This window comes from Streptosporangium sp. G12 (genome assembly GCF_052983175.1).
The window spans coordinates 60,752-84,738 of record NZ_JBRIQO010000002.1 but is presented as its reverse complement, the minus strand read 5'-3'; the positions used below and the strand labels follow the sequence as shown (position 1 = coordinate 84,738).

Here is a 23,987-nt window from a genome sequence, read left to right as displayed (position 1 = left end):
GGCGGCGGGCAACATCCGTTGAACTACGTAGTTCCTCACCTACGTAGTCGTCCCCCCGAGCACCTCCACGGCGACGGCCCGCCGGGCGTCCGCCGCGGGACGGCGAGCCGGTCCCCGCGTGGTCGAGAGACCGGCACTCGCCCCATGACCCAGACCCATGACACAGAAAAGCTCCTGGTAGCCGGGGTGATCGTTCCGATCACGCCCGGCACACCCAGGAGCTTCAGGCGCCGTTCCACCGCGCCAAAGTCGATATGTCGTTCTCACCGCTGGACTTCGCGACCCCGCCGAGCCGGCCGCGGCGCGTTCCCGCCCTCACGGCCCGACTCGTACGCGGTCCGATGACGCCGCCTCGCCGTCCGCTCGCCGGCCTCCGGACGCCGGTGGGTTACCAGCGACCGCCCTTGGTGAGCTGGCCGCGGACCGCGCCGTCGGGGAACTGCTTGGTGTGCAGGTTGGCGTACCAGTTCCTCGGGTTGCTCTTGATGCCCTTGAGCAGGCTGGAGTCCTTGACGACGACGGAGCCGAAGCTCGTGTTGCCGCGGATCTTGCCGTTGGACAGCAGGTCGATGACGACGGGGCCGTTCTTGCCCGCCTTGCCCTTGTGGATGTGGAAGGCGCTGGGCTTGTCGGTCCGCTTCCACTGGACGAAGTAGTAGAAACGGTTCCCGTGGATGCGGAACTTCGCGATGGCCACACCGTCCCGGTCGTTGACCTTCTTGCCCGGCTCAGGGACCTCGTTCCTGCCCAGGAGCCCGGCGGCGAAGTAGTACTTCCTGGCCTGGACGGTCTGGACGGTCTGGACGGCCTGGGACGCCTGGCCGGTCGCCGCGCCGGTGATCGAGGCGGCGGGCGCGGCCGCCGCCTCGGCGGGCACCGCCAGCGCACCGGCGGCCAGCGCCACGGTCGCCGCGCCCACCGCCGCGCGGCTCATCGCGAGCTTCCAGGAGATACGTCCGTTGCCGAGCTGTTCGCGAGCATTCATGAGGGCCTCCGCCTTATTTTCGCCGTGCCGTTTTTCCCTGACACCGCAGACCGTTTTTCTGGACACCGCAGACTCTAGGCAGTCAGTCGCCTTTGTTATGCGTACAAATCCACACATGTCGCAAGGGTGGCTGAAGTCACACAATGTCCTCTAAATCCCCTCAAACTCACCCACCTCTGCCGACCGGGGCGCCATGAAGCCGGACAGACCACATGAAGGGGACGGCTCAGGCCGGATCTCGGGCGGCGCGCCGCTCGCGGAGCCCGGGACCCCGGGGGACGTTTTCGCAGGTCGGCTGGGACACTTGCCGGTGAGCCGCGTTCCTGTACGACGCTCTTACATCGCCTGTGGAACGCTCGGTGCAAAGCGAATGCTGAAGATCGGGTGGGAATCAGGTGTCATCAGGTAGCTGGGGATCCACATGGCGGCGTCCCGTTCGGGCGATCGCCTCGGCGGCGGGGGTCGTCGCGCTGGCTCTCGTGGCGGCGAGCTGTTCCTCCGGTGACACCGCCGACCAGGCGGTTCCCGTCGTACGGCAGTCGGCCGCCGCCTCACCGGCGGCGCCGGCGCCGGCCACCACGATCCGGAAGGCGCCGCCGGTCGACCCCGCGTGGCCCCGCTGGGGGTTCACCCACACGGGGGTGAGCGCCAACAACGTCACCGAGCAGTTCGAGCAGGTCGTGGCCGGGGCACTCGCGCGGACCCCGATGCTGCAGAACCAGCACATCATGGGGTTCGGGGCGCTCAACCCCCAGCCTCGCCCGCAGGAGTTCTTCTGGGAGGACCTCGACAGCCGGACGAACCTCATGAGGAAGTCCGGCGGCACGCAGGTCATCACGCTCTGCTGCGCCCCCGACTGGATGAAGGGCGGCCCCGAGGGCCCGACCTCGGACGCGGGCTGGGACGAGCACCTCGAGGACGCCCCCTACCCCAAGCACTTCGACGACTTCGCCAAGCTGTCGGCGACCGTCGCCACCAAGTACCGCGACGTCAAGTACTTCATGGTCTGGAACGAGTTCAAGGGCTTCTGGAAGGACCACTCCAAGCCCGCGGACTTCAAGGGCTACACCACGCTCTACAACAAGGTCTACGACGCGGTGAAGGCGGTCCGGCCCGACGCCCAGGTCGGCGGGCCCTACCTCGGCTTCGACAGCAACAGGACCGGCAGGTCCGAGCTGCGCGGGCCGTGGGGGGTCGTCAACCAGAACGCCCTGGACGCCTTCGAGTACTGGTTCGAGAACAAGAAGGGCGCCGACTTCGTCGTGGTCGACGGCGCCTCGCTGACCGACGCGCACGAGATGCTGCCCGACGCGTTCGGAGCGCTGAGCAAGTTCGGCGCGGTCACCACCTGGCTGCGGGAAAGGACCGGTGACATGCCGGTCTGGTGGGCGGAGTGGTACTTCGTCCCCGAGGACAAGACCACCTGGCCCGAGCCGATGCGACTCGCCGTCCAGGCCGCCTCGATGATCGAGTTCGCCGAGAGCGGCGCCGCCACGGCGCTGTACTGGAACCCGCAGTCCGTGAAGGGCTGCCAGGGGTGCATGTGGGATCCGAAGACCGGTGCCATGCTTCCCACCGGCAAGCTGGTGAGCGACTTCACCACCTGGTTCCCGGCGGGGGCCGAGCTGGAGAAGGTCACCTCCTCCGTTCCCGGGATCCGGGTGCTGGCCCAGCCGAAGAAGCTGCTGATGGTCAACACCACCAAGGCGGAGACCACCACGACCGTGGACGGCAGGGAGTTCACCCTCCGGCCCTACGAGATCAGGTGGAGCGACCGCTGACCCCCTCGGCGGCCCGGCTCGATGGAGCCGGCCGCCGGCCGGGCATGGAAACTTTCATCAGACCGTGCGGGGACACCCTCGCCGGTTCCGGCATCGGCCGCGTCCTTCACCTGCGAGGAAATGGCAGGGGGAGAGAGCGGGAGCCGGAGCCGCGTCCGTACCCGCACGCCGGTGATTGAAAATTTCGGCGAACAACTTTAACTTTCGGCGACAGGTGTGAGGCGTCGAGCGCCGGGGCCGCGACGGTCGGGGGGCCCCGGCGATCGGCCGTGGCCAAGAGGAGATCGACGATGTCCGACAGCGATGTTCCACGCCGGGCCCGACCTGGACCGGGGAGCGGCCGGATGAGAACGGCCCTGCGCGCGGTGTGCGCGGCCCTTCCCCTCCTGCTCGGCCTGGCGCTGACGACCTCGGTAGCGTCCTCGGCGTCCTCCGCCTCCCTGGTGGAGGTCACCGGCTTCGGGACGAACCCCAGCAACCTGCGGATGCACCTCTACGTCCCGGATCGGATGGCGCCCCGGCCCCCCATCCTGCTGGCGGTGCACTACTGCACCGGTTCCGGCCCGGCCTTCCACTCCGGCACCCAGTTCGCCTCGCTGGCCGACCGGTACGGATTCATCGTGATCTACCCGTCGGCCACCCGCAGCGGGAACTGTTTCGACGTCTCCTCCCCCGAGGCGCTCAGGCGCGGCGGCGGGAGCGACCCGGTCGGGCTCATGTCCATGGTGACCTACGTCCAGCAGCGTTACACCGCGAACTCCTCGCGGATCTACGTGACCGGCGCCTCCTCCGGCGCGATGATGACCGAGGTCATGCTGGGCCTGTACCCGGACGTGTTCCAGGCCGGAGCGGCCTTCATGGGCGTGCCCTTCGGCTGCTTCGCGAGCCCCTCGGGGTGGAACAGCGAGTGCGCCAACGGCACGATCGTGAAAACCCCCCAGGAGTGGGGCAACCTGGTACGGGCGGCCTACCCCGGATACACCGGCGCCCGGCCCCGCGTCCAGCTGTGGCACGGCACCGAGGACTCCACCCTGCGCTATCCGAACCTGGGTGAGGCGGTCAAGCAGTGGACCAACGTCCACGGCCTGAGCCAGACGCCGACCTCCACCGACACCCCCCGGGCGGGCTGGAACCGCAGCCGCTACGCCGACTCCACGGGCACCGTCAAGGTCGAGTCCTACAGCCTGCCGGGTGTCGGGCACAACCTGCCGCAGAGCGGGATGGCCGAGTCCGCGATCCAGTTCTTCGGCCTGGACACCTCCGGCCCCACCCCCACGCCCACTCCCACACCGACTCCCACACCCACTCCAACCCCCACACCCACCCCCACGCCCACTCCAACCCCCACGCCCGGTACCTCCTCCTGCCGGGTGACCTACAGCGCCAACAGCTGGAACACCGGTTTCACCGCCAACCTGTCCGTCACCAACACCGGCACCTCGGCGATCAACGGCTGGGAGCTGAGGTTCACCTTCCCCGGGAACCAGCAGGTCACCCAGGGCTGGAGCGCCACCTGGACACAGTCCGGCCAGGTCGTGACCGGCCGCAACGTCCCCTACAACGGCACCCTGAACCCCGGGCAGTCCGCCGGGATCGGTTTCAACGCCTCCTACAGCGGCACCAACGCCGCCCCCGGCTCGTTCACCCTCAACGGCTCGCCCTGTAGCTGACCACCCCGGACACGAACGGGAAACACCTCGGACCATCCCGGTCTCGGCCCCGGGTGGAACAGGTCTTCCCGCTTCTCCCGGCGACAGGCCCGCCGGCCGGTGGCGGGCCTGTCGCCGGCCTCCGCGGGAAACCCCGGAGAAGGCCGGCGAGACGGGCGCGGGAGCGGTCGCGTTCTCGTACGCCGGCTCACCCCGCGGATGCCGCCGACCGTCTCCGCCACCGGGCCGGGGCCGCCGAACGGGCGCGCCGCGTCACTTGACCGCTCCGATCGCGAGGCCCGAGATGAAGTGCCGCTGGAACCGCAGGAACACCAGCAGCGTCGGCACCGCGGCGATGATCGTGCCGGCCGCGATGACGTTCCAGGAGGAGACGAACTGGCCCTGCAGCCCGAGCAGCGCCGGGGTGACCGGCATCCTGGTGTCCGTACGCAGCACCGTGATCGCCCACAGCAGGTCGTTGAAGATCCAGGTGAAGGAGAGCGCACCGAGCGCGGCCAGCGCGGGCCTGGTCAGCGGCAGCACGATGCGCCAGAAGACCTGCGCGACGCCCGCGCCGTCGATGGTGGCCGCCTCCTGGATCGCGGCGGGCAGCTCGCGCATGAAACCGTGCAGGACGAAGGTGTAGAAGCCGAGGCCGAACGCGACGTGGACGGCGACCAGCGCGGCGAGCGTGTCGTACGTGCCGGTGAGCTCGGCGAACTTGGAGACCGGGATGAGCAGGATCTGCGGCGGCAGCAGGTTGCCCGCGAGCATGACCAGCAGCAGCGTGCGGCGGAACGGGATGCGGTAGCGGCCCAGCGCGAACGCCGCCATCGCCGCGAGCAGCAGGCTCAACGCCACCGCGGGCACGGTCACCAGGAAGCTGTTGACCAGCGACTGGAGCTGGCCGCCGTCGCTCCACGCCTGGCGGTAGGTGTCGAACGTGAACGAGCGGGGCAGGCTGCCCACGCCGTTGGCGGCCACGTCGTCGAAGGTGCGCAGCGAGGTGAGCACCACCCAGATGATCGGTGACAACCAGAGCAGCGACAGCAGCGTCATGCCCCCGTGGAAGGCACCGGTCCGAAGTCCTCTTGTCATGATTCCTCCCGGAACGCACGGACCAGGTAACCGAGGATCACGACGAGCGCGAGCGCGAAGATGACCACCGCGATGGCCGAGCCGTAACCGAGGCGCAGGCTCTGGAACGCCGCCGAGTACATGTAGGTGCTCAGCAGCTCGGACGAGTGGTACGGCCCGCCCCTGGTGAGCGCCCAGACGATGTCGAAGGAGCGCAGCGAGTCGATGACGATCACCGAGAGCACGACGGCGTTGACCCCGCGCAGCTGCGGGAGGGTGACGTTCCTGAGCCGCTGCCAGCCCCCGGCCCCGTCCACCTTGGCCGCCTCGTACAGGGCCGGGTCGATCGCCTTGAGTCCGGCTAGGTAGAGCACCATGACGTAGCCGATCTGCCGCCAGAGGGCGGGCAGGATCACCGCGTAGAGCGCGGTGTCCGGGTCGGCGAGCCAGGGGCGGCTCAGGTGCTCCAGCCCGACCGCGGCGAGGACCTGGTCGGCCAGCCCGTCCGGCTGGTAGAAGACCCGCCACACCAGCGCGGTCACGACCAGCGAGAAGACGACCGGCGTGAACAGCGCCGCCCGGTAGAAGCCGACGCCCCGCCGGTCGCGCTGCAGCAGCAACGCCATGCCGAAGCCGCCGAGCACGGAGAGGCCGCCGAAGAGCACCAGCCACAGCACGGTGTTGCCGAGCGCACCCCGGAAGATCGGATCGCCGGCGAGCTCGGTGAAGTTGGCCAGGCCGACGAACTCGGGCGGGGTGAGCCCGTCCCAGCGCGTCAGCGACAGGTAGAGGCCCTGCGCCGCGGGCCAGAAGACCCAGACGCTCTCCACCACGAAGGGCACCAGGACGAACACCGCGAGCAGCGGAGACAGGCGCTGAACCGATCGCCGCCGCTTCGCCGGTCCGGCCGGGGTCGCCTGCAAGGGGGTGGCCGCCACGTCAGCCCTTGAAGACCTTCTGCGCGGCCGTCTGCCATTCGCTCAGGATGGTGTCGATCTCGTCCGGCTCGTCCATGAACCTGGTCAGCGCCGTGTCGGCGGTCGGCTGCAGGGCGTCGCTGGAGTCGCGGTTGAAGAACTGGGTGAGGTCCGCGGCCTCGTCCAGCATCGCCTTGCCCTTGGCGACGAGCGGCGAGTCGGCCGCCTTGGCCCTGGGGTTGGCCGGGAGCACGATGCCGGAGCTGCTCGAGATGTAGAGCTCCTGCGCCTCGGCCGAGGCCAGGTAGGTGAGCAGGGCCTTGGCCCCGGCCGGGTTCGCCGACCTCGCGCTGGCGAAGAAGCCGTCGGTCGGCGCCTCCTCGACGATCGGCACCCCGGGATCGATGATGGGGAACCGGAAGAAGTCCAGGTCGTCGAGGGCGTCCTTGGGGGCGGCGTCGGCGAAGAAGGTGCCGATGAGGAACATCCCGGTCTTGCCCCCGAGCAGGGCGGTGGTCGCCTCCTGGAACGGGTACGCCTTGCCCTTCGGGTCGAAGTAGGGCAGCGCCTCGCGCCACCTGGCGAAAACGGCCTTCACCTTGGGGTCGTCGAAGCGCTGCTCGCCCGCGAGCAGCTCCCGGTGGAAGCCGGCCCCGTTGATCCGGATGTTGAGGTAGTCGAACCAGATGGAGGCCACCCACGGGGTGTCGCCCAGGCCGATGCCGATCGGCGGGATCCCCTTACTCTTCAGCGTCTCGCACAGGGTGAGGAACTCGGCCCAGGTCTTCGGCTCCCGCACGCCCCACTTGGCGAAGTTGGACTTGCGGTAGAAGAAGCCCCACCAGTAGTTGTTCATCGGCACGAAGACCTGCTTGCCCTCGCCGTCGGTGGACAGCTCGCGCAGCGCCGCGGGGTAGTCGCCCATCGAGCCCCACACGTCGGAAACGTCGAGCAGCAGGTCCTTGTCGGCGTAGTTGTTGGCGACCGAGCCCGCGTACCAGGTGTAGAGGTCGGGCGGGTTGGCCGAGGTGAGGTAGGTCGGCAACTGGGTGCGGTAGGTCTCCGAGGCGACCGTGTTGAGCGTCGCCGTCCCCTTGCCCAGCGCGTTGAACCCGTCGACGACCTTCTGCATCGCCGCCTTGGCCTGCGGCGAGGAGAGGTTGGACTGGAGGGTGACCGGCCCGGCCGGGGTGGCGACGGACGAGGTGGCGGCCGCCGTCGCGGCGGGCTTCGTCGCGGAGGTGGCGCAGCCGCTCGCCAGCCCGGCGGCACCGAGCGCGCCCAGGCCGGCGAGCCCCATCTGCCCGAGGAACCGGCGGCGACCGGGGTCGAAGTCGCTCAAGGGTGTTCCCTCCTTCGTCGACACGTTACGTGACATTCGCTTTGTGTCGGTCATGTGAACGTCGTGAGCAGAAGGTTGCATCGGCCCTCATCGACTGTCAATATATTTCATAATTAATGATTTAACTGAGATCGGCGGAGCGACGGGAGGATGGTCATGAACCGGCTTCCGGAGAAGATCAAGCTGGTCACAGAGGTCTCGGCGGGCACCGGGACGGCGAGCGCCCGGCGTCCCGCCGCCGAGGGAGCCGCCGTGGTGCCGCGGTGGGGCCGCCGGACGTGCTGGACGCCCGCGACACGACGGTCCTCGCGGACGAGATCCGGCCCCCCGGCGGGCGATCACCGTCCGTGGCCGCCGGCGTCCGGGACGAGACCCGCGGGGCCGCGGCGGTCGCGGTGGTCGCCGCCGTCGCGTTCCTCGCGCCGCCGGACGCGGCTCACGCGACCGTCGCCGGTCCCGTTGTGGACGGCGGCCGGACCGCGGTGAAAGCCTCGGCCTGAAACATCGATCACCAACAGGGAAGGCGCGAAAACCTTGGCACGGTACGCACATCGCGGCGTCCACGGGCAGACCGTCGAGATCGTCGCACGGCGAATCCTCAGCGGCGGGATCGCCGAGGGCGAGACGCTCAACATCGTGGCTCTGCAGGAGGAGCTGGGTGTGAGCCTCACCGCACTGCGCGAGGCACTCAAGGTGCTCTCCGCCAAGGGCATCGTCGACGCCCGGCAGCGGCGCGGCACCTTCGTGCGGCCGCGCACCGACTGGAACCTGCTCGACGGCGATGTGATCCGCTGGCAGTTCGACGAGCACACCGACCCCCGGCTGCTGGACGAGCTGCACGAGGTACGCACCATCGTGGAGCCGGCCGCCGCCCGGCTGGCCGGCGACAGGGCCACGGAGGCGGACCTCGCCGCCCTGGACGCGGCGCTCGACGCGATGGCCGCCGCCGACGGCGACCCCGTCGCGGCCGTCGCCGCCGACCTGCGCTTCCACCGCGCGCTGCTCGCCGCCACGCACAACGAGCTGCTGGAGCGGATGGAGATCGTCATCGAGACCGGCCTGGCCGAACGGGACCGCCTCGTGCACGGCGGCGAGCACCACGACGACCCGGTGCCCAGCCACCGGGCGGTGGTCGAGGCGATCCACGACCGCGACCCGGACGCCGCCGAACGCGCCATGCGAGAGCTGCTGGCCAAGGCCGTGCACGACGTGGCCAGGATCCGCCGATCGAAGGAAGACCAGTGAGGACCTCGCAGGACTCGAAGCTCCCGGCCTCCACCCGGAGGCCGGGGAACCCCCAGGACTCGCAAGACGTGAAGGAAGCGCAGTGAAGATCGAGCGAGTCGAGACCTTCCTCGTCCCGCCGCGCTGGCTCTTCTGCCGCGTGGAGACCGACGAGGGCATCGTCGGCTGGGGCGAGCCGGTCGTCGAGGGCCGCGCCGAGGTGGTGCGGGCGGCGGTGGAGGTGCTCGCCGGATATCTCGTCGGCGAGGATCCCCTGCGGATCGAGCACCACTGGCAGGTGCTCACCAAGGGCGGCTTCTACCGGGGCGGCCCCGTGCTCTCCAGCGCCGTCGCGGGCCTCGACCAGGCGCTGTGGGACATCGCGGGGCAGGCGTACGGCGCCCCGGTCCACGCGCTGCTCGGCGGCCCGGTGCGCGACCGCGTCCGGGTGTACTCCTGGGTGGGCGGCGACGAGCCCGGTGAGGTGGCGGCGGAGATCGCCGCCCAGGTCGAGGCGGGTTTCACCGCGGTCAAGATGAACGCCGGCGGCCGCCTCTCCCCGCTGCCCACCTCGGCCGAGATCGACGACGTGGTGCGACGGCTCGCCGCCGCCAGGGAGGTGCTCGGCGACGAGCGCGACGTGGCCGTGGACTTCCACGGCCGGGCGGGCGCGGCGGCGGTCCGCCGCATCCTCCCCGAACTCGCGGCGCTGCGGCCGCTGTTCGCGGAGGAGCCGCTGCTTCCCGAGCAGGGTCACGCCCTGCACGACGTCGTCACCTGCTCGCCGATCCCGATCGCCACCGGCGAGCGGCTGTACGGCCGCGCCGAGTTCCTCGAACCGCTGCGGGCCGGTGTCGCCGTGGTGCAGCCGGACCTCTCCCACGCGGGCGGCATCTCCGAGGTACGCCGCATCGCGGCCCTCGCCGAGACCTACGGGGCCCTCCTCGCGCCGCACTGCCCGCTCGGCCCGATCGCCCTGGCCGCGAGCGCGCAGGTCGCCTTCGCCACGCCCAACTTCCTCATCCAGGAACAGAGCGTCGGCATCCACTACCACGAGGGGGCGGACCTCCTCGACTACGTCGTCGACCCCGAGCCGTTCCGTTTCGTCGACGGGCACCTGCGCCGGATGGACGCCCCAGGTCTGGGCATCACCGTGGACGAGCGGGCGGTCCGCCGCGCCGACCGTACCGGCCACGCCTGGCGCAACCCGGTCTGGCACCACGACGACGGCTCGTTCGCCGAATGGTGACCGACCGGCTCGCCCCGGTCCCGCCGCGCCGGCGTCCGCGTCGAGCCGAGGCCCGGCTCCGCGCTCGACCCGACCGGCGCGGGACCGTACCCGCCTCCGGAGCGGTGACCCGGCGGCTCACCGTCTCCGCGTTCCACACCGACCACAAGGACGAATGCCATGCGAATGCCTGACGCCCAGGTATCCGACATCCTCACCCTCGGAGAGACGCTCGTCAGCCTGTACGTGCAGGGACAGCGCCTCGACAGCGCGTCCTGCCTCGCCAAGTCGATAGCCGGGGCGGAGGCGAACGTCGCCATCGGCCTGGCCAGGCTCGGCGCGCGGCCCGCGATGATCTCGCGGGTCGGCCCCGATCCCTTCGGCGTGGAGGTCCACCGCACCCTGCGCGGGGAGGGTGTGGACGTCGGCCACGTGAAGACGGGCGGGTCCCCGACGGGGATGATGGTCAAGGAGGTGCTCGGCCCGCATCTCACGAACGTGTACTACTACCGGGCCGGATCCGCCGCGACCGAGCTGACCGGCGCCGACGTGCCCGGCGAGCTCGTCGCGGCGGCCCGCCGCGTCCACGTCACGGGCGTCACGCTCGCCCTCGGCGAGGGGCCCGCCGAGGCCGTGCGCACCCTCGTCGGCCTGGCCCGCGACCACGGGGTGCCGGTGAGCTTCGACCCGAACATCCGCCGCAAGCTGTGGACGCTCGAAGAGGCCGCGGCGGCCTGCCGCACGCTGCTGCCGGACGTCGACGACCTGCTCCTGGGCGAGGACGAGGCGCTCGCCATCAGCGCGACCACCACCTGCGCGGACGCGCTGAGCGCCCTGACCGACCTCGGCGTCCCCCGGGTCGTGATCCGTCGCGGCGAGCGCGGGTGCGTCGCCGCCGAGCGGGGCGGTGAGCCGGTCGACCTGCCCGCCCACCCGGCCCCGGCCGTCGTCGACACCGTCGGAGCGGGGGACGCGTTCACCGCGGGCTACCTGTTCGAGCTGCTCCGGGGCCGCTCCTTCGCCGACGCCCTGCGGACCGGGTCGTGGACCGCCGCCCAGGTGGTGGCCCACCGGGGCGACTACGAGGGATTCCCCCGCTCGCACGAGTACGACGCCTTCGTTTCAGGACAGGGAGGATTCGATCGATGATCGACCTGGTCAGATCCCATCGGCTGGTGGGGATCATCCGCAAGCGGAGCGAGGACGAGGCGCGCGCCGCCGCGACCGAGGTGCTGGCCGCGGGTGTGCGGCTCATCGAGATCACCATGACCACCCCCGGCGCGCTGCGGCTCATCCACGAGCTGACCGGCGCGTGGCCGGACGCCGTGGTGGGCGCCGGGACCGTGCTCACGGCGCGGGCGACGGAGGAGGCGATCGAGGCCGGTGCCCGCTTCGTCGTCGCGCCCAATGTCGACCGCGCCGTCATCGAGGCCGCGCACCGCGGCGGGGCCGCCGCCATGCCCGGGGCCTTCACCCCCACCGAGGCGCTGACCGCGATGAGTTTCGGCGCGGACGTCGTCAAGCTCTACCCCGCGTCCGGGATCGGCCTGGCAGCCTTCGGCGACCTGTCCCGCGCCCTCGGCCAGGTGCCCTTCATGCCGACGGGCGGGGTGACCGTACAGGACGCGCCGGAGTGGATCCGCGCGGGGGCGATCGCCGTCGGCATGGGCGACGCCCTCACCCGGGCGAGCACCGCCGAGCTGGCCGGCCTCCTGGCCGGGCTCGGCGGCACGGGCTGATCGGGTCGAACCCCGTACCGTCCTTGACCGGCCGCTGTCTCGGCGTCGAGGACTTCGGTACCGGGGCCGGGCGCGGGTCCGGCCGTGAGGCCGCGACACCGCCGACCGGCTCCGGACCCTCCACGGTGACGGCACCGTCCGCGGCGGCCGGGCAAGCGGGCGTTCAGGCAAGGGAGCGTTCAGCGGGTGCCAAGGCGGGTGCGCCAGCCTGGTCCGCATGCCGTTCCTCCCGAGAACCCATGAGATCCCCGCCGGTGTGGAGCACGTGAGGTTCCACATCCGGCCCATCACGATTCACGACGCGGTGCGCGACTTCGACGCCGTGATGAGCAGCGCGGCCCGGCTGCGGGAGCGCTTCCCGCTGTGGGGCTGGCCGCCCGGCGACATGACGCTGGAGGACAACCTGATCGACCTGGCCTGGCACCAGAAGGAGGCCCTGCTGCGCAGGTCTTTCAACTACGCGGTCATGAGTCCCGGCGGGTCCCGCCTGCTCGGCTGCGTCTACGTCGATCCTCCGGAGAAGCGCGGGGCCGACGCCGACGTGTCGTTCTGGGTACGGGCCGACGAGGAGGGCACGGGCCTGGAGGAGGAGCTGGAGCCGGTGGTCCGCGCCTGGCTGGACGAGGCGTGGCCGTACGCCTCGGTGCGCTGGCCGGGCAGGGAGATCTCCTGGGAGGAGTGGGACCTCCTGCCGGACGCGCTTCCCGCGGGCGGGTGAGGTGCCCCCGCCGCAGGTGAAAGGCGCGGAACGCCTTCCCTGACCCGCCTGGGAAGGTCCCGGCCCGCCCCGGCCCCCGGGTCCAGAATGCGGACAAAAATCCATTAACGCCAACAAGATAAACCAAAAGTGCAATACGCCTTTGGACCCGCCGGGACACTCCCCGATCGCTACTCTTCGCAATGAAAAGTCAACGGTGAGTAAAGAGGGCGTTCATGGGGCGAAGACTGATGGTGATGACGGTCGCGGGGGCGGGGGTGGCCGTCGTCGCCGGGGCGGTGCTGTTCCTCTCCGGCGAGCAGGGATCCCAGGCCGCGAGGTCCACCCTGCAGATGCCCGCGCGGGAGGACCCGCTGACCGGCCAGGAGGTCGCCCAGGCCACCACGATCGCGTCGGCGGGGTCCAGATCGCACATGGCCGCCGGGCGGATCAAGCTGCTCTACGTGGAGCGCGACGACGACAAGGACTCCTCCGACCGCCGCCGCGCCGACGCGTACCTCTACGACTACGGCAACGACAGGCTCATCGTGCGGACCGTCGACCTCGGCCGCGGCGCGATCGTGCGGGAGACCGTGGCGCGGGGGGTGCAGCCGCCGCCGTCGAAGGAGGAGGAGACGACGGCCGCCGGTCTCCTGCTGTCCCACCCGGGATACGGCAAGATCACGCGCGACGCGTACGCCAGGGCCGGGGGCGGCCGGCTGAGGTCGGCGGCGGACCTGGGGCTGCGCGGGCTGATCTTCACCCCGTTCGGCGAGAGCGGCCCCGCCGGGCAGTGCGAGGTCCACCGGTGCCTGCGGCTGTTCGTCCGGCTGCCCGACGGCACCTGGCTGGACACCAGCCGGATGGTCGTCGACCTGTCCGCCAAGAAGATCCACACCCTGGAGTGGTAGCCCGTGTTCCTCCGTCTCACCCTCTCCTGCGCCCTGCTCGCCGGAGGGCTCGCCGCACCGCCCTCCGCGCCCGGTGCGCCGATACCTCCGCTGCCGCCGCTCACGTCGTCCAGCGCGCCGCCACCGTCCGGCGCCCCGGCGGAGGCGCCGGCGACGGCACCGGGGACCGCCGCGCGGCCTGCGGCGACCCCCTGCAACGCGCCGTACCGCGTCGACAAGACCCTGCCCAACGGGGCGCGCTGGCAGCTCTGCTGGGAGATGCGCAACGTCGAGGGGCTGACCCTGACCAGGATCGTCTACACGCCGAGGGGCCAGCGGCCGATCACCGTCCTGCGCAGCACCTCGCTGGCCCAGATCCACGTGCCGTACGACAGGGGCCGTCCCCGCTACCACGACATCGGGTCGCTGGGCTACACCGCCATCCCGCTGCGGGCCGCCGACTGCCCGCTCGGCGAGCGTCGCGAGCAGTTCGTCTGCGTGACGACCAGGGCTCGCGGCCACGCGTACCTGAAGGCGCTCCCCGAGCAGCTGAACAAGACGGCTCAGGGGCGTGACCTGGTGGTGTTCGCCGCCTTCCAGGTCGGCTGGTACACCTACCTGGCCGAATGGGCCTTCTCCGACGACGGCGCGATCACCCCGCGGGTGGGGGCCACCGGGTCGCTCGCCGGGTTCGCCACCACGCCCGAGCACGGCTGGCCCATCGGGGTGGGCGCGAGCGGGTTCGAGGCGAGCCACACCCACAACATCTTCTGGCGCCTGGACTTCGACGTGGCGGGCCGGACGGACGACGTCGTGGAGCAGTACGACTTCGGCGGCTCCGGCACCGCGAGCCGGAAGATCCTGCGGACGGCCTTCACGAAGGAGGCCAAGGCCGTCAGCGAACCGATGCGCTGGTGGCGGGTGGTCGACAAGAAGGTGCGCAACGCCGACGGGCACCGTGTCTCCTGGGAGATCAACAACTCCGACACCGCCCAGTACCGGGGCCCCGCCGACGAGGCCTTCACCCGGGCCGATCTCTACGTCACCGACTACCGCTCCTGCGAGCGGCTGGCGACGGTCAACCCGGCCCCCGGGTGCGCCCGCTCCGTCGACCGCTACACCAACGGGGAGCGGCTCGCCGACCCGGTGCTGTGGGTCAACGTCGGCTACCACCACGTCCCCCGCGACGAGGACGCCGACCCCATGCCGAGCCACTGGCAGGGATTCCGCATCACCCCGCGTGACGTCACCGCCAAGAACCCGTACTGACCGCGCCCGGCCGTTCCCCGGCGCGTCGTTCCAGGCCGTTCCCGGCGGTTCCCCGCCGTGTCGGGAGACACCGGCCGTCGGCGGCGGCCCGAACCCGTGCACGCCGCCGCCCATGATCGGATACGGTCGGCGCACGATGGTGTGACCGGCCCCACATAACCGACAATCGTGACTTTTATCTCGCTTGGATCCGCACGTTTTACCAACACGCATGGTGATAGCGGACAGGGGCATGGGATGGGTCACCCGAGTAGGGCAAGGTAGGGGCTATCGATCTACGGGAGTAAGCCATGAACGCGCACTTGGACCTGGACCGGCTCGCGGGCGGAGCGCACCACGATCCGCACTCGATCCTCGGGTCGCACCTGGGTCCCGAGGGCGTGACGATCCGGACGCTGCGGCCCCTGGCGCAGAAGGTCGAGGCGCTCGTGGACGGCGAGGCCCACGACATGAGTCACGTGGCCCACGGCGTGTTCGCGGTGACCCTGCCCGGGATCGACAAGATCCCCGACTACCGGCTCCGGATCACCTACGCCGGTGCCGAGCCGTACGAGACCACGGACCCCTACCGGCACTGGCCCACGCTGGGCGAGGTGGACCTGCACCTCATCGGCGAGGGGCGCCACGAGCGGCTCTGGGAGACCCTCGGCGCGCGGGTCATGCGGCACGAGGACGTGGACGGCACGGCCTTCGCCGTGTGGGCGCCCAACGCGCGCGGCGTCCGGGTCATCGGTGACTTCAACCACTGGGAGGGCGGCGCGCACCCCATGCGCTCGCTCGGCAGGTCGGGCGTGTGGGAGCTCTTCATTCCCGGTCTCGGCCCCGGCGACCGCTACAAGTTCAGCGTCCTCGGCGCGGACGGGGTCTGGCGGGCCAAGGCCGACCCGATGGCCCGGCGCACCGAGGTGCCGCCCGCGACCGCCTCGGTGATCGAGAAGTCGGAATACGTCTGGCGGGACGACGAGTGGATGCGCCGCCGCGCGGGCGGCGACGCCCTGCGGGAGGCGATGAGCGTCTACGAGGTGCACCTCGGCTCGTGGCGGCCCGGCCTGTCGTACCGGGAACTCGCCGTCGAGCTTGTCGACTACGTGGTGGACATGGGGTTCACGCACGTGGAGCTGATGCCGGTGGCCGAGCACCCGTTCGGCGGCTCCTGGGGTTACCAGGTGACCTCCTACTACGCCCCGACGTCCCGCTTCGGCTCCCCCGACGACTTCCGCCACCTGGTCGACAGCCTGCACGAGGCGGGCATCGGGGTGCTGGTCGACTGGGTGCCCGCGCACTTCCCGATGGACGACTGGGCGCTGGCCAGGTTCGACGGCACCCCGCTGTACGAGCACGCCGACCCCGCGCGGGGCGAGCACCCCGAGTGGGGCACCTACATCTTCGACTTCGGCCGCAGGGAGGTGCGCAACTTCCTGGTCGCCAACGCCGTGTACTGGCTGCGCGAGTTCCACGTCGACGGGCTGCGCGTCGACGCGGTCGCCTCGATGCTCTACCTCGACTACTCGCGGCGCGAGGGCGAGTGGACGCCCAACGAGTACGGCGGCAGGGAGAACCTCGACGCGGTCGCGTTCCTCAAGGAGATGAACGCGGTCGCCTACCGGGAGGCGCCGGGCATCATCACCGTCGCCGAGGAGTCGACCGCGTGGCCGGGCGTCTCCCGGCCGGTGCACCTGGGCGGGCTCGGCTTCGGGTTCAAGTGGAACATGGGCTGGATGCACGACACGCTCGCGTACCTCAAGCACGAGCCGGTCTTCCGCCAGTACCACCACCACCAGATGACGTTCTCGCTGATGTACGCGTACTCGGAGAACTTCGTGCTGCCGCTCTCGCACGACGAGGTGGTGCACGGCAAGGGGTCGCTGCTCGGCAAGATGCCCGGCGACGAGTGGCAGCGGTTCGCGAACCTGCGGGCGCTGTTCGCCTTCATGTGGGCCCACCCCGGCAAGCAGCTGCTGTTCATGGGCGGCGAGTTCGGCCAGGGCTCGGAGTGGTCGGAGGAGCGCGGGCTCGACTGGTGGGTGCTCGACTTCGACGGGCACAGGGGGGTGCAGCGGCTGGTCCGCGACCTCAACCGGGTCTACAGGGAATCCCCGGCCCTGTGGAGCGTGGACGCCTCCCCCGACGGCTTCCGATGGATCGACGCCGACGACGCGCTGGGCAACGTGTTCTCCTTCCTGCGCTACGCCGAGGACGGCTCGGTGGTGGCGTGCGTGGCCAACTTCTCCGGCGCGCCGCACGAGGACTACCGTCTCGGGCTGCCCTTCCCCGGGGTGTGGGAGGAGGTGCTCAACACCGACGCCTACGACTACGCGGGCAGCGGGGTGGGCAACCTCGGCGCCGTCGAGGCCATCGAGGAGCCGCGGCACGGTCTCCCGTACTCCGCGACCCTGCGCGTCCCGCCCCTGGGCGCCCTGTGGCTGCGCCATCCGGGCGAGCTCGCACCCGCCGTGGACGAGCGCGCGGCGGAGATCGTCGAAGCCGCGGAGCGGGAGATCGTACGGGAGCGGGTGGTGACCGAGCTGCCCGCCGCGGACGAGCCGAGGGGACCGGAGGAGCCGGAGGAGCGCAGGGAGGCCGAACCGGCCTGACCGGGCCCCGGAACTCTCCGACAGGGCCTCTGACTCCCTGACGACTCTCTGACAGGCCAGATGCGAAACGGGCCGGTCGCGCGGGCGCGCGACCGGCCCGTTTCGCGCTTCGCGCTTCCGGCACCCGCGCCGCCGCCCGCCCGGCCGAAAACCTTAAATCGGCCTTATATCCACGAACAAGGCATTGACCGTCGGCGAACGAGAACCTACGCTCAGAAAACTAATAGGAAACTTTCCTATGAATACGGGGACTTGGCACTCTCTGACCTGGAGCGACCCTTGCGACGAATTACCATCGGCTCCTTCATCGCGGCGGCAGCGCTGCTCGTCCCCCTGGGGATCGGCACGGCGACGGCCGCCACACCCGCCACCGCGACCTACTCGACGACTTCGAACTGGGGCTCCGGTTTCGAGGGCAAGGTCGTCGTGAAAGCCGGGACGAGCGCGCTGACCAGCTGGAAGGTCGAGTTCGACCTGCCCGCCGGCACCTCGATCAGCTCGTCCTGGGACGCCGACCTGACGAAGAGCGGCAACCACTACACCTTCGTCAACAAGTCGTGGAACGGCGCGCTCGCGGCGGGCGCCTCCACGAGCTTCGGTTTCAACGGCGCGCCCGGTGGCATCACCGGCGTGCTGAACTGCAAGCTCAACGGCGCCGCCTGCGACGGCGGCGGTACCCCGGACCCGACGCCCACCCCCACGCCCACGGTCACCCCCACGCCGACCCCGACCCCCACCCCGACGGTCACCCCCACCGTCCAGCCTCCCGGCGGTAAGAAGATCGTCGGATACTTCACCCAGTGGGGCGTCTACGCCCGCAACTTCCACGTGAAGAACCTGGTCACGAACGGCTCCGCGTCGAAGCTGACGCACATCCTGTACGCCTTCGGCAACACCACCGGCGGCCGGTGCACCATCGGCGACTCCTACGCCGACTACGAGAAGGCCTACACCGCGGCCGACAGCGTCGACGGCGTGGCCGACACCTGGGACCAGCCGCTGCGCGGCAGCTTCAACCAGCTCCGCAAGCTGAAGAAGGCCTACCCGAACATCAAGGTCATCTGGTCCTTCGGCGGCTGGACCTGGTCCGGCGGCTTCACCCAGGCCGCGCAGAACCCGGCCGCGTTCGCCGACTCCTGCCACAACCTGGTCGAGGATCCGCGCTGGGCCGACGTGTTCGACGGCATCGACGTCGACTGGGAGTACCCCAACGCCTGTGGCCTGACCTGTGACAGCAGCGGCCCGAACGCCTTCAAGAACATCATCTCCGCGCTGCGCACCAAGTTCGGCCCCAACGCCCTCGTCACCGCGGCGACCACGGCCGACGGCTCCAACGGCGGCAAGATCGACGCCGCCGACTACGCGGGTGCCATCAACAACCTGAACTGGCTCATGCCGATGACGTACGACTACTTCGGCGCCTTCAACGCCCAGGGCCCGACGGCTCCGCACTCGCCGCTGACCTCCTACCCCGGCATCCCGCAGGCCGGGTTCAACTCCGACGCGGCGATCCAGAAGTTCAAGTCCAAGGGCATCCCGGCCGACAAGCTGCTGCTGGGCATCGGCTTCTACGGCCGCGGCTGGACCGGCGTGACCCAGGCGGCTCCGGGCGGCTCCGCCACCGGCGCGGCCCAGGGCACCTACGAGGCGGGGATCGAGGACTACAAGGTCCTCAAGACCAAGTGCCCGCCCACCGGCACCGTCGGCGGCACCGCCTACGCCTTCTGCAACGGCAACTGGTGGAGCTACGACACCCCCTCCACCATCGCCGGGAAGATGACCTACGCCAAGAACCAGGGTCTGGGCGGGGCGTTCTTCTGGGAGACCAGCGGCGACACCACCAACGGTGAGCTGATCACCGCCATCTCCAACGGCCTCAAGTAATATTCCGACCACTCGACCCTCCGTGTGCGCTACGCCGCGGGGGGTCGAGCTTTTCTCCGAAGATCCTCCAAATCTGGGGCAAAGTATTCACGCGGCGCATACGGCTGCTTAGACTCCGAAACGCCCGTTTGATCCCCCCGGAGGACGTGTGCGACTTCGAGCTCTCGTGGCCATGGCGTTGGTTCTCACCATCGCGCCCGCGGTACCCGCCCTCGCCGAGGACACACCGGCACCGCCGGCGGCCTCCGCGGGCGAGAGCCCACCCGCGGCCCCGGACGACGGAGCCGGAGGGACGGAGGGCCAGGAGACGCCCGCCGCCACACCGGCCCCGCCCCCCGCCGACGCGACGCCCCCACCGGCGCCTCCGCTGCCGAAGCTGGAGGCGGGACTCGCCTCCGACGGCGACGGGGCCCGGGTCATCGTCGAGCTGGCGGCCCCCGCGGAGGCGGCGCCGGTGGCCGGGGAGGCGCGGCGGCTGCCCGACGCCCAGGTCGTCCTCGAACCCGCGGACACCTCGTTCATCGTGGTCGAGGGGACCGGCGAGTCGCTCGCCAAGCTGGCCGAGGACCCGCGCGTCCTCTCCATCCGCCGCGACCGCACGTACTCCCCCACGTCGCTGGGATCACTGGGTTCGGCGGGCTCGCTGGCCACCAGCCTTCAGGTGATCGGCGCGGACAGGGCGCACGCCGCGGGGACCAAGGGCCAGGGCCAGACGATCGCGATCATCGACACCGGGATCGACGCCGCCCACCCCGACTTCGGGGGCAAGGTCGTGGCGCAGGCCTGCTTCTCCGCGACGGACGACGGCGCGCAGTCCCTGTGCCCCAACGGGCAGACGAGCGACCCCGGGTCCGCCGACGCCAACACCGCCGCCTGCGTCCACGAGCAGGTCAACCTGTGTGACCACGGCACCCACGTGGCGGGGATCGCCCACGCCGTCGCCCCCGACGCGGACATCGTGGCGATCCAGGTCTTCAGCAGGATCAACGACTGCGCCGACGAGGGCGGGGTCTGCCTGACCGCATTCGAGTCCACGATCCTGCTCGCCCTGGAACACGTCGCGAAGCTCAAGGACGAGGGCAGGAACGTCGCCGCGGTGAACCTCAGCCTCGGCGGCGGCCTCTACGAGGGAACGTGTGACGCCGAACCCGAACTGGCGGCGATGAGGAGCCGGATCGACGACCTTCGCGCCAAGGGCGTGGCCGTCGTGGCCGCCGCGGGGAACGAGGGCGTGTCCGGCGCCGGGGCTCCCGGCTGCTTCTCCGGCCCGGTGACGGTGGGCGCGACGGGCGACGACGACACCGTCCCCCACTGGTCCAACCACGGCTCCGTGCTCGACCTCTTCGCCCCCGGTCTCGAGATCGACTCCGCGGTGCCCGGTGGCGGCCACCAGGTCTACAGCGGGACCTCGATGTCCACCCCGTTCGTCACCGGCGCCCTGGCGCTGATGGCCCAGAAGGCCCCGGGCACCCCGGACGCGCTGGCCCAGCAGCTCAAGACGACGGGCCGCCCGATCGTCTACGGCACGGTGACCACCCCGCGTCTCGACCTGAACGCCGCGATCGCCGGGGGCACCCCCAGCCCGCCCGTCACCCAGACGCCCCTTCCCGAGGAGCCCGCCGACCCGCCCGCCGACGACCCGTCCGACGAGCCCTCGGAGGAGCCCAGCCCCGACCCCAGCTCGGGTCCCTCCCCCTCGGCCGCGCCGAGCGACCCGGCGCCGACGCCGATCCCGCTGCCGACGGTGACGATCACCGTGACCGTGACCGTCCCCCCGACGAAGGCGGCGGCGGCGCCCACGGTGTGCACGCGCGGCAAGTCCACGAAGACGCTGAGCGCCGCGCAGTGGGCGGTGGAGGTCACCCGGGGCAAGGGCAAGATCTCGGACGCGACGCTCGGCTGCTACCTCGGCCTGGTGACCAAGGCCAGCAAGGTCTTCGCCGAGGTCACGCCCGCCTCCACGCCGGCCGCCGCGTACAAGGTGCTCAAGCCGGCCAAGAAGACGGCGAGGACCAGGCTGGAGAGCGAGCTGCTGGCCGCCTGGCTGAACTGGGCGAACGGCGGAGTGAACTTCACCGCCAGGATCAAGGAGACGGCCACCCTGAAGACGGTTCTCACCTCGGTGGAGAAGACGCGCCTGAAGGGCGGCTCTCCCGCCGCATCCACCTCGATGCTCAAGAAGCAGGTGAACGCCCGCCGAGCCGCGTAGGCGCCGCGTGGACCCCGGGGGTCATGAAGACCCCCGGGGACGGAAAACAGGTGGACGCCCGCCGGACCGCGCGTAGACGCCGGGGTCATGGAACCCCCGGGGGCCGGAAAACAGGTGGACGTTCACCGAACCGCATAAGCCCGGTATGTGTCGCTTAGGGTGAGGGGCATGGACGCGACCAAGGTGATCATCGACACTGTCGACCGGTTCAAGCAGCGCCGTACCGCTCCACTGGTCCTTGAGCTCGACCTCACCGAGGGCCTGACCGACGGCAGTCCCCCGGTGGATCCGCTGAGCGCCGTCCTGGCGATGCGCAAGACGAGCCTGACCGACGTGCTGGCCGGGCTCAAGCGCGCCAGGAAGGACGACCGGGTCAAGGCGCTGATCGTCAAGATCGGCGGCCAGCCGCTGGGGCTCGCGATCGTCCAGGAGCTCCGCCAGGCCGTGATCCACTTCCGGGCCTCGGGCAAGCTGACCGTCGCGTTCGCCGAGACCTTCGGCGAGCTCGGCGGGGGCACCGTCCCCTACTACCTGGGCAGCGCCTTCGAGCGGGTCTACCTCCAGCCGTCCGGCGACGTCGGGCTGACCGGTGTCGCGATGGAGCAGCGCTTCCTGCGGGGCGCGCTGGGCAAGCTCGGCGTCGAGTACCAGATCGGCCAGCGGCACGAGTACAAGACGGCCGCCAACACCTTCACCCAGGACCACATGACCGAGGCCCACCGCGAGTCGATGAGCCGCATCACCGAGTCGATCACCGAACAGGTCGTGGCCGGCATCGCCGACGGGCGCGGGCTCGAACCGGCGAAGGTGCGCGAGCTCATCGACCAGGGCCCGTTCATCGGCGCCGAGGCCGTCGAGGCCGGTCTCGTCGACCGGCTGGCCTACCGCGACGAGGTCTACGACGAGGTCAAGGAGGCCGTCGGCGACAACACGCTGCTGCTGTACGTCGGCCGCTACGCCAAGGCGCTGTCCGCCAAGAAGCTCCCGCACCCCGGCGAGCAGACCGTCGCCCTGGTCCGCGGCAACGGCCCGATCCGGCTCGGCCGCAGCGGCCGCAGCCCGCTGGGCGGCGGTGGCGCCATGGGCTCCGACACCATCTGCGCCGCCCTGCGCGCGGCCCGCCGCGACGACAACGTCAAGGCGGTCGTCTTCCGGGTCGACAGCCCCGGCGGCTCGTACACGGCCTCCGACGCCATCTGGCGCGAGGTCGTGCTCACCCGCAAGGCGGGCAAGCCCATCGTGATCTCGATGGGCGACCTGGCCGCCTCCGGCGGCTACATGGTCTCGATGGCCGCCGACGTGATCGTGGCCCAGCCGGGCACGCTCACCGGCTCCATCGGCGTGTTCGGCGGCAAGGCGGTCATCGGCGGGCTGCTGGAGAAGATCGGCGTGTCCTCCGAGACCGTCGGCGAGGGCGCCAACTCCGGGATGCTCTCCCCCACCAACGCCTTCTCCGAGGCGCAGTGGGCACGGGTCAACGCCTGGCTCGACCGGGTCTACGACGACTTCGTGAACAAGGTCGCCGAGGGGCGCGGCCTGTCCCGCGAGCGGGCCCACGAGCTGGCCAAGGGCCGGGTCTGGACCGGGGCGGACGCCCTGGAGGGCGGCCTCGTCGACGAGCTCGGCGGCCTGGAGGACGCCCTGGCCCTGGCCCGCAAGAAGGCAGGACTGCCCGTCGACGCCCCGGTGCGCTCCTATCCCAAGCTCAGCCCCCTGGAGCGGCTGCGCCCCGCGGAGTCCAGCGAGGACAAGGCCGCCGCCACGGCCCGGGTCCGCCTGGAGGCCTGGGGCCCGATCGCCCACCTCGCAGGCGAGCTGGGCCTGCCGTCGTACGGGCCGCTGATGCTCCCGGGCTCGTGGACGATCCGCTGACCATGCCTTTCCTCGTCCTTCGGTGAAGGAGCCGCCGCGTTCGAACGCGGCGGCTCCCGCCCGTGAGAGAGGGATGAGCGGCGACCCGCCGGGTCAGCGGTAGCGGCTCCGGTAGCGGGCCAGCGGCAGGACCGAGGCGTCGACGTAGTCGACCCCGAGCACCTTGGCGATGAAGATCGTGTGGTCTCCGGCCGGGACGACCTTGACCGTCTCGACCTCCAGCGCGGTGACGCCGCCGTCCACGACGAGGGCCTCGCTCAGCTCGCCCCGGTGATGCGGCGTGCCCGCGAGCAGCAGCCTGGCACCCGGACGGCCCGCCGTGGCGAAGCGGCTGGCGATCGCCTTCTGCCCCGCCGACAGCACGCTGGCGGCCCAGCGGTCATGGCGGAGCAGCAGCTCGTTGAGGTATCCGGCATTGTCCAGGCTCACCATCACCAGGGGCGGGTCCAGCGACAGCGAGGTGAAGGTGGCGACCGTCACCCCCACGTCGTCGCGCCCGTCCTTCACCGTGACGACCGTCACACCGGTCACCACCTGGGCCATGGACTCGACGAACTCGTTCATGCGGCCATCATCCCGGAACCGGACAGGTGCCCGCCCCGGCGCGGTGTGTCGTGAATCACATCGGCC

General features: G+C 70.9%; 20 protein-coding genes. 14 read left to right on the top strand and 6 right to left on the bottom strand.

Features of this window, described 5'->3' with window-relative positions:
- Window positions 1-388 precede the first annotated feature (388 nt).
- Together ACVCAG_RS03600 and ACVCAG_RS03595 are read right to left on the bottom strand one after the other, a co-directional pair.
- On the bottom strand, window positions 389-985 hold the full coding sequence (locus tag ACVCAG_RS03600; RefSeq protein ID WP_440084503.1) for a CHRD domain-containing protein: 597 nt from the start codon (window positions 983-985) through the stop codon (window positions 389-391).
- Between the two features lie 391 nt (window positions 986-1,376).
- Complete coding sequence (locus tag ACVCAG_RS03595; RefSeq protein ID WP_440084502.1) at window positions 1,377-1,616, bottom strand: hypothetical protein; 240 nt, start codon at window positions 1,614-1,616, stop codon at window positions 1,377-1,379.
- Between the two features lie 10 nt (window positions 1,617-1,626).
- Here ACVCAG_RS03595 and ACVCAG_RS03590 point away from each other — a divergent pair, with 10 nt between their 5' ends.
- Window positions 1,627-2,766, top strand: coding sequence for a xylan 1,4-beta-xylosidase (locus ACVCAG_RS03590; protein WP_440084501.1), 1,140 nt, complete (start codon window positions 1,627-1,629; stop codon window positions 2,764-2,766).
- 344 nt (window positions 2,767-3,110) lie between these two features.
- Entirely contained in the window at window positions 3,111-4,436 is a 1,326-nt protein-coding gene (locus ACVCAG_RS03585; protein ID WP_440084500.1) for an extracellular catalytic domain type 1 short-chain-length polyhydroxyalkanoate depolymerase, read from the top strand.
- Between the two features lie 252 nt (window positions 4,437-4,688).
- Here ACVCAG_RS03585 and ACVCAG_RS03580 read toward each other — a convergent pair whose 3' ends face one another.
- The 3 genes from ACVCAG_RS03580 to ACVCAG_RS03570 are packed head-to-tail and all read right to left on the bottom strand — an operon-like array spanning window position 4,689 to window position 7,751.
- Window positions 4,689-5,513, bottom strand: a complete 825-nt coding sequence (locus ACVCAG_RS03580; protein WP_440069227.1) for an ABC transporter permease subunit — start codon at window positions 5,511-5,513, stop codon at window positions 4,689-4,691.
- The gene (locus ACVCAG_RS03575; RefSeq protein WP_440084499.1) at window positions 5,510-6,430 is read right to left on the bottom strand and encodes an ABC transporter permease subunit; all 921 of its coding nucleotides are present in this window, start codon (window positions 6,428-6,430) and stop codon (window positions 5,510-5,512) included. Before ACVCAG_RS03575 ends, ACVCAG_RS03580 begins: the two co-directional genes overlap by 4 nt.
- 1 nt (window position 6,431) lies before the next feature.
- Window positions 6,432-7,751: an extracellular solute-binding protein gene (locus ACVCAG_RS03570; protein ID WP_440084498.1), complete on the bottom strand. Its 1,320-nt coding sequence runs from the start codon at window positions 7,749-7,751 to the stop codon at window positions 6,432-6,434.
- Window positions 7,752-8,014: 263 nt separating this feature from the next.
- On the opposite strand from ACVCAG_RS03570, the gene ACVCAG_RS03565 reads away from it, so the two are divergent.
- The 12 genes from ACVCAG_RS03565 (at window position 8,015) to sppA (ending at window position 23,357) form a co-directional block, all read left to right on the top strand.
- Window positions 8,015-8,251, top strand: coding sequence for a hypothetical protein (locus tag ACVCAG_RS03565; protein ID WP_440084497.1), 237 nt, complete (start codon window positions 8,015-8,017; stop codon window positions 8,249-8,251).
- A 34-nt stretch (window positions 8,252-8,285) separates the two neighbouring features.
- The gene (locus tag ACVCAG_RS03560; RefSeq protein ID WP_440084496.1) at window positions 8,286-8,996 is read left to right on the top strand and encodes an FCD domain-containing protein; all 711 of its coding nucleotides are present in this window, start codon (window positions 8,286-8,288) and stop codon (window positions 8,994-8,996) included.
- An 82-nt stretch (window positions 8,997-9,078) separates the two neighbouring features.
- Complete coding sequence (gene dgoD, locus ACVCAG_RS03555) at window positions 9,079-10,224, top strand: galactonate dehydratase (protein WP_440084495.1); 1,146 nt, start codon at window positions 9,079-9,081, stop codon at window positions 10,222-10,224.
- 159 nt (window positions 10,225-10,383) lie between these two features.
- The gene (locus tag ACVCAG_RS03550) at window positions 10,384-11,352 is read left to right on the top strand and encodes a PfkB family carbohydrate kinase (protein ID WP_440084494.1); all 969 of its coding nucleotides are present in this window, start codon (window positions 10,384-10,386) and stop codon (window positions 11,350-11,352) included.
- Window positions 11,349-11,942 carry a bifunctional 4-hydroxy-2-oxoglutarate aldolase/2-dehydro-3-deoxy-phosphogluconate aldolase gene (locus tag ACVCAG_RS03545; protein WP_440084493.1) on the top strand — a complete coding sequence of 198 codons (594 nt, stop codon included), beginning with the start codon at window positions 11,349-11,351 and terminating at the stop codon, window positions 11,940-11,942. Before ACVCAG_RS03550 ends, ACVCAG_RS03545 begins: the two co-directional genes overlap by 4 nt.
- 217 nt (window positions 11,943-12,159) lie before the next feature.
- Window positions 12,160-12,660, top strand: coding sequence for a GNAT family N-acetyltransferase (locus ACVCAG_RS03540; RefSeq protein ID WP_440084492.1), 501 nt, complete (start codon window positions 12,160-12,162; stop codon window positions 12,658-12,660).
- Between the two features lie 215 nt (window positions 12,661-12,875).
- On the top strand, window positions 12,876-13,550 hold the full coding sequence (locus tag ACVCAG_RS03535; RefSeq protein ID WP_440084491.1) for a hypothetical protein: 675 nt from the start codon (window positions 12,876-12,878) through the stop codon (window positions 13,548-13,550).
- A 3-nt stretch (window positions 13,551-13,553) separates the two neighbouring features.
- Entirely contained in the window at window positions 13,554-14,798 is a 1,245-nt protein-coding gene (locus ACVCAG_RS03530) for a copper amine oxidase (RefSeq protein WP_440084490.1), read from the top strand.
- A 290-nt stretch (window positions 14,799-15,088) separates the two neighbouring features.
- On the top strand, window positions 15,089-17,392 hold the full coding sequence (glgB, locus tag ACVCAG_RS03525; RefSeq protein ID WP_440084489.1) for a 1,4-alpha-glucan branching protein GlgB: 2,304 nt from the start codon (window positions 15,089-15,091) through the stop codon (window positions 17,390-17,392).
- 279 nt (window positions 17,393-17,671) lie between these two features.
- Window positions 17,672-19,276 carry a glycosyl hydrolase family 18 protein gene (locus tag ACVCAG_RS03520; protein WP_440084488.1) on the top strand — a complete coding sequence of 535 codons (1,605 nt, stop codon included), beginning with the start codon at window positions 17,672-17,674 and terminating at the stop codon, window positions 19,274-19,276.
- Window positions 19,277-19,424: 148 nt separating this feature from the next.
- Window positions 19,425-21,485, top strand: a complete 2,061-nt coding sequence (locus ACVCAG_RS03515; protein WP_440084487.1) for a S8 family serine peptidase — start codon at window positions 19,425-19,427, stop codon at window positions 21,483-21,485.
- Window positions 21,486-21,653: 168 nt separating this feature from the next.
- Entirely contained in the window at window positions 21,654-23,357 is a 1,704-nt protein-coding gene (gene sppA, locus ACVCAG_RS03510) for a signal peptide peptidase SppA (protein WP_440084486.1), read from the top strand.
- 93 nt (window positions 23,358-23,450) lie between these two features.
- On the opposite strand, the gene ACVCAG_RS03505 is transcribed toward sppA, so the two are convergent.
- Window positions 23,451-23,921: a flavin reductase gene (locus ACVCAG_RS03505; protein WP_440084485.1), complete on the bottom strand. Its 471-nt coding sequence runs from the start codon at window positions 23,919-23,921 to the stop codon at window positions 23,451-23,453.
- Window positions 23,922-23,987: the final 66 nt, after the last annotated feature.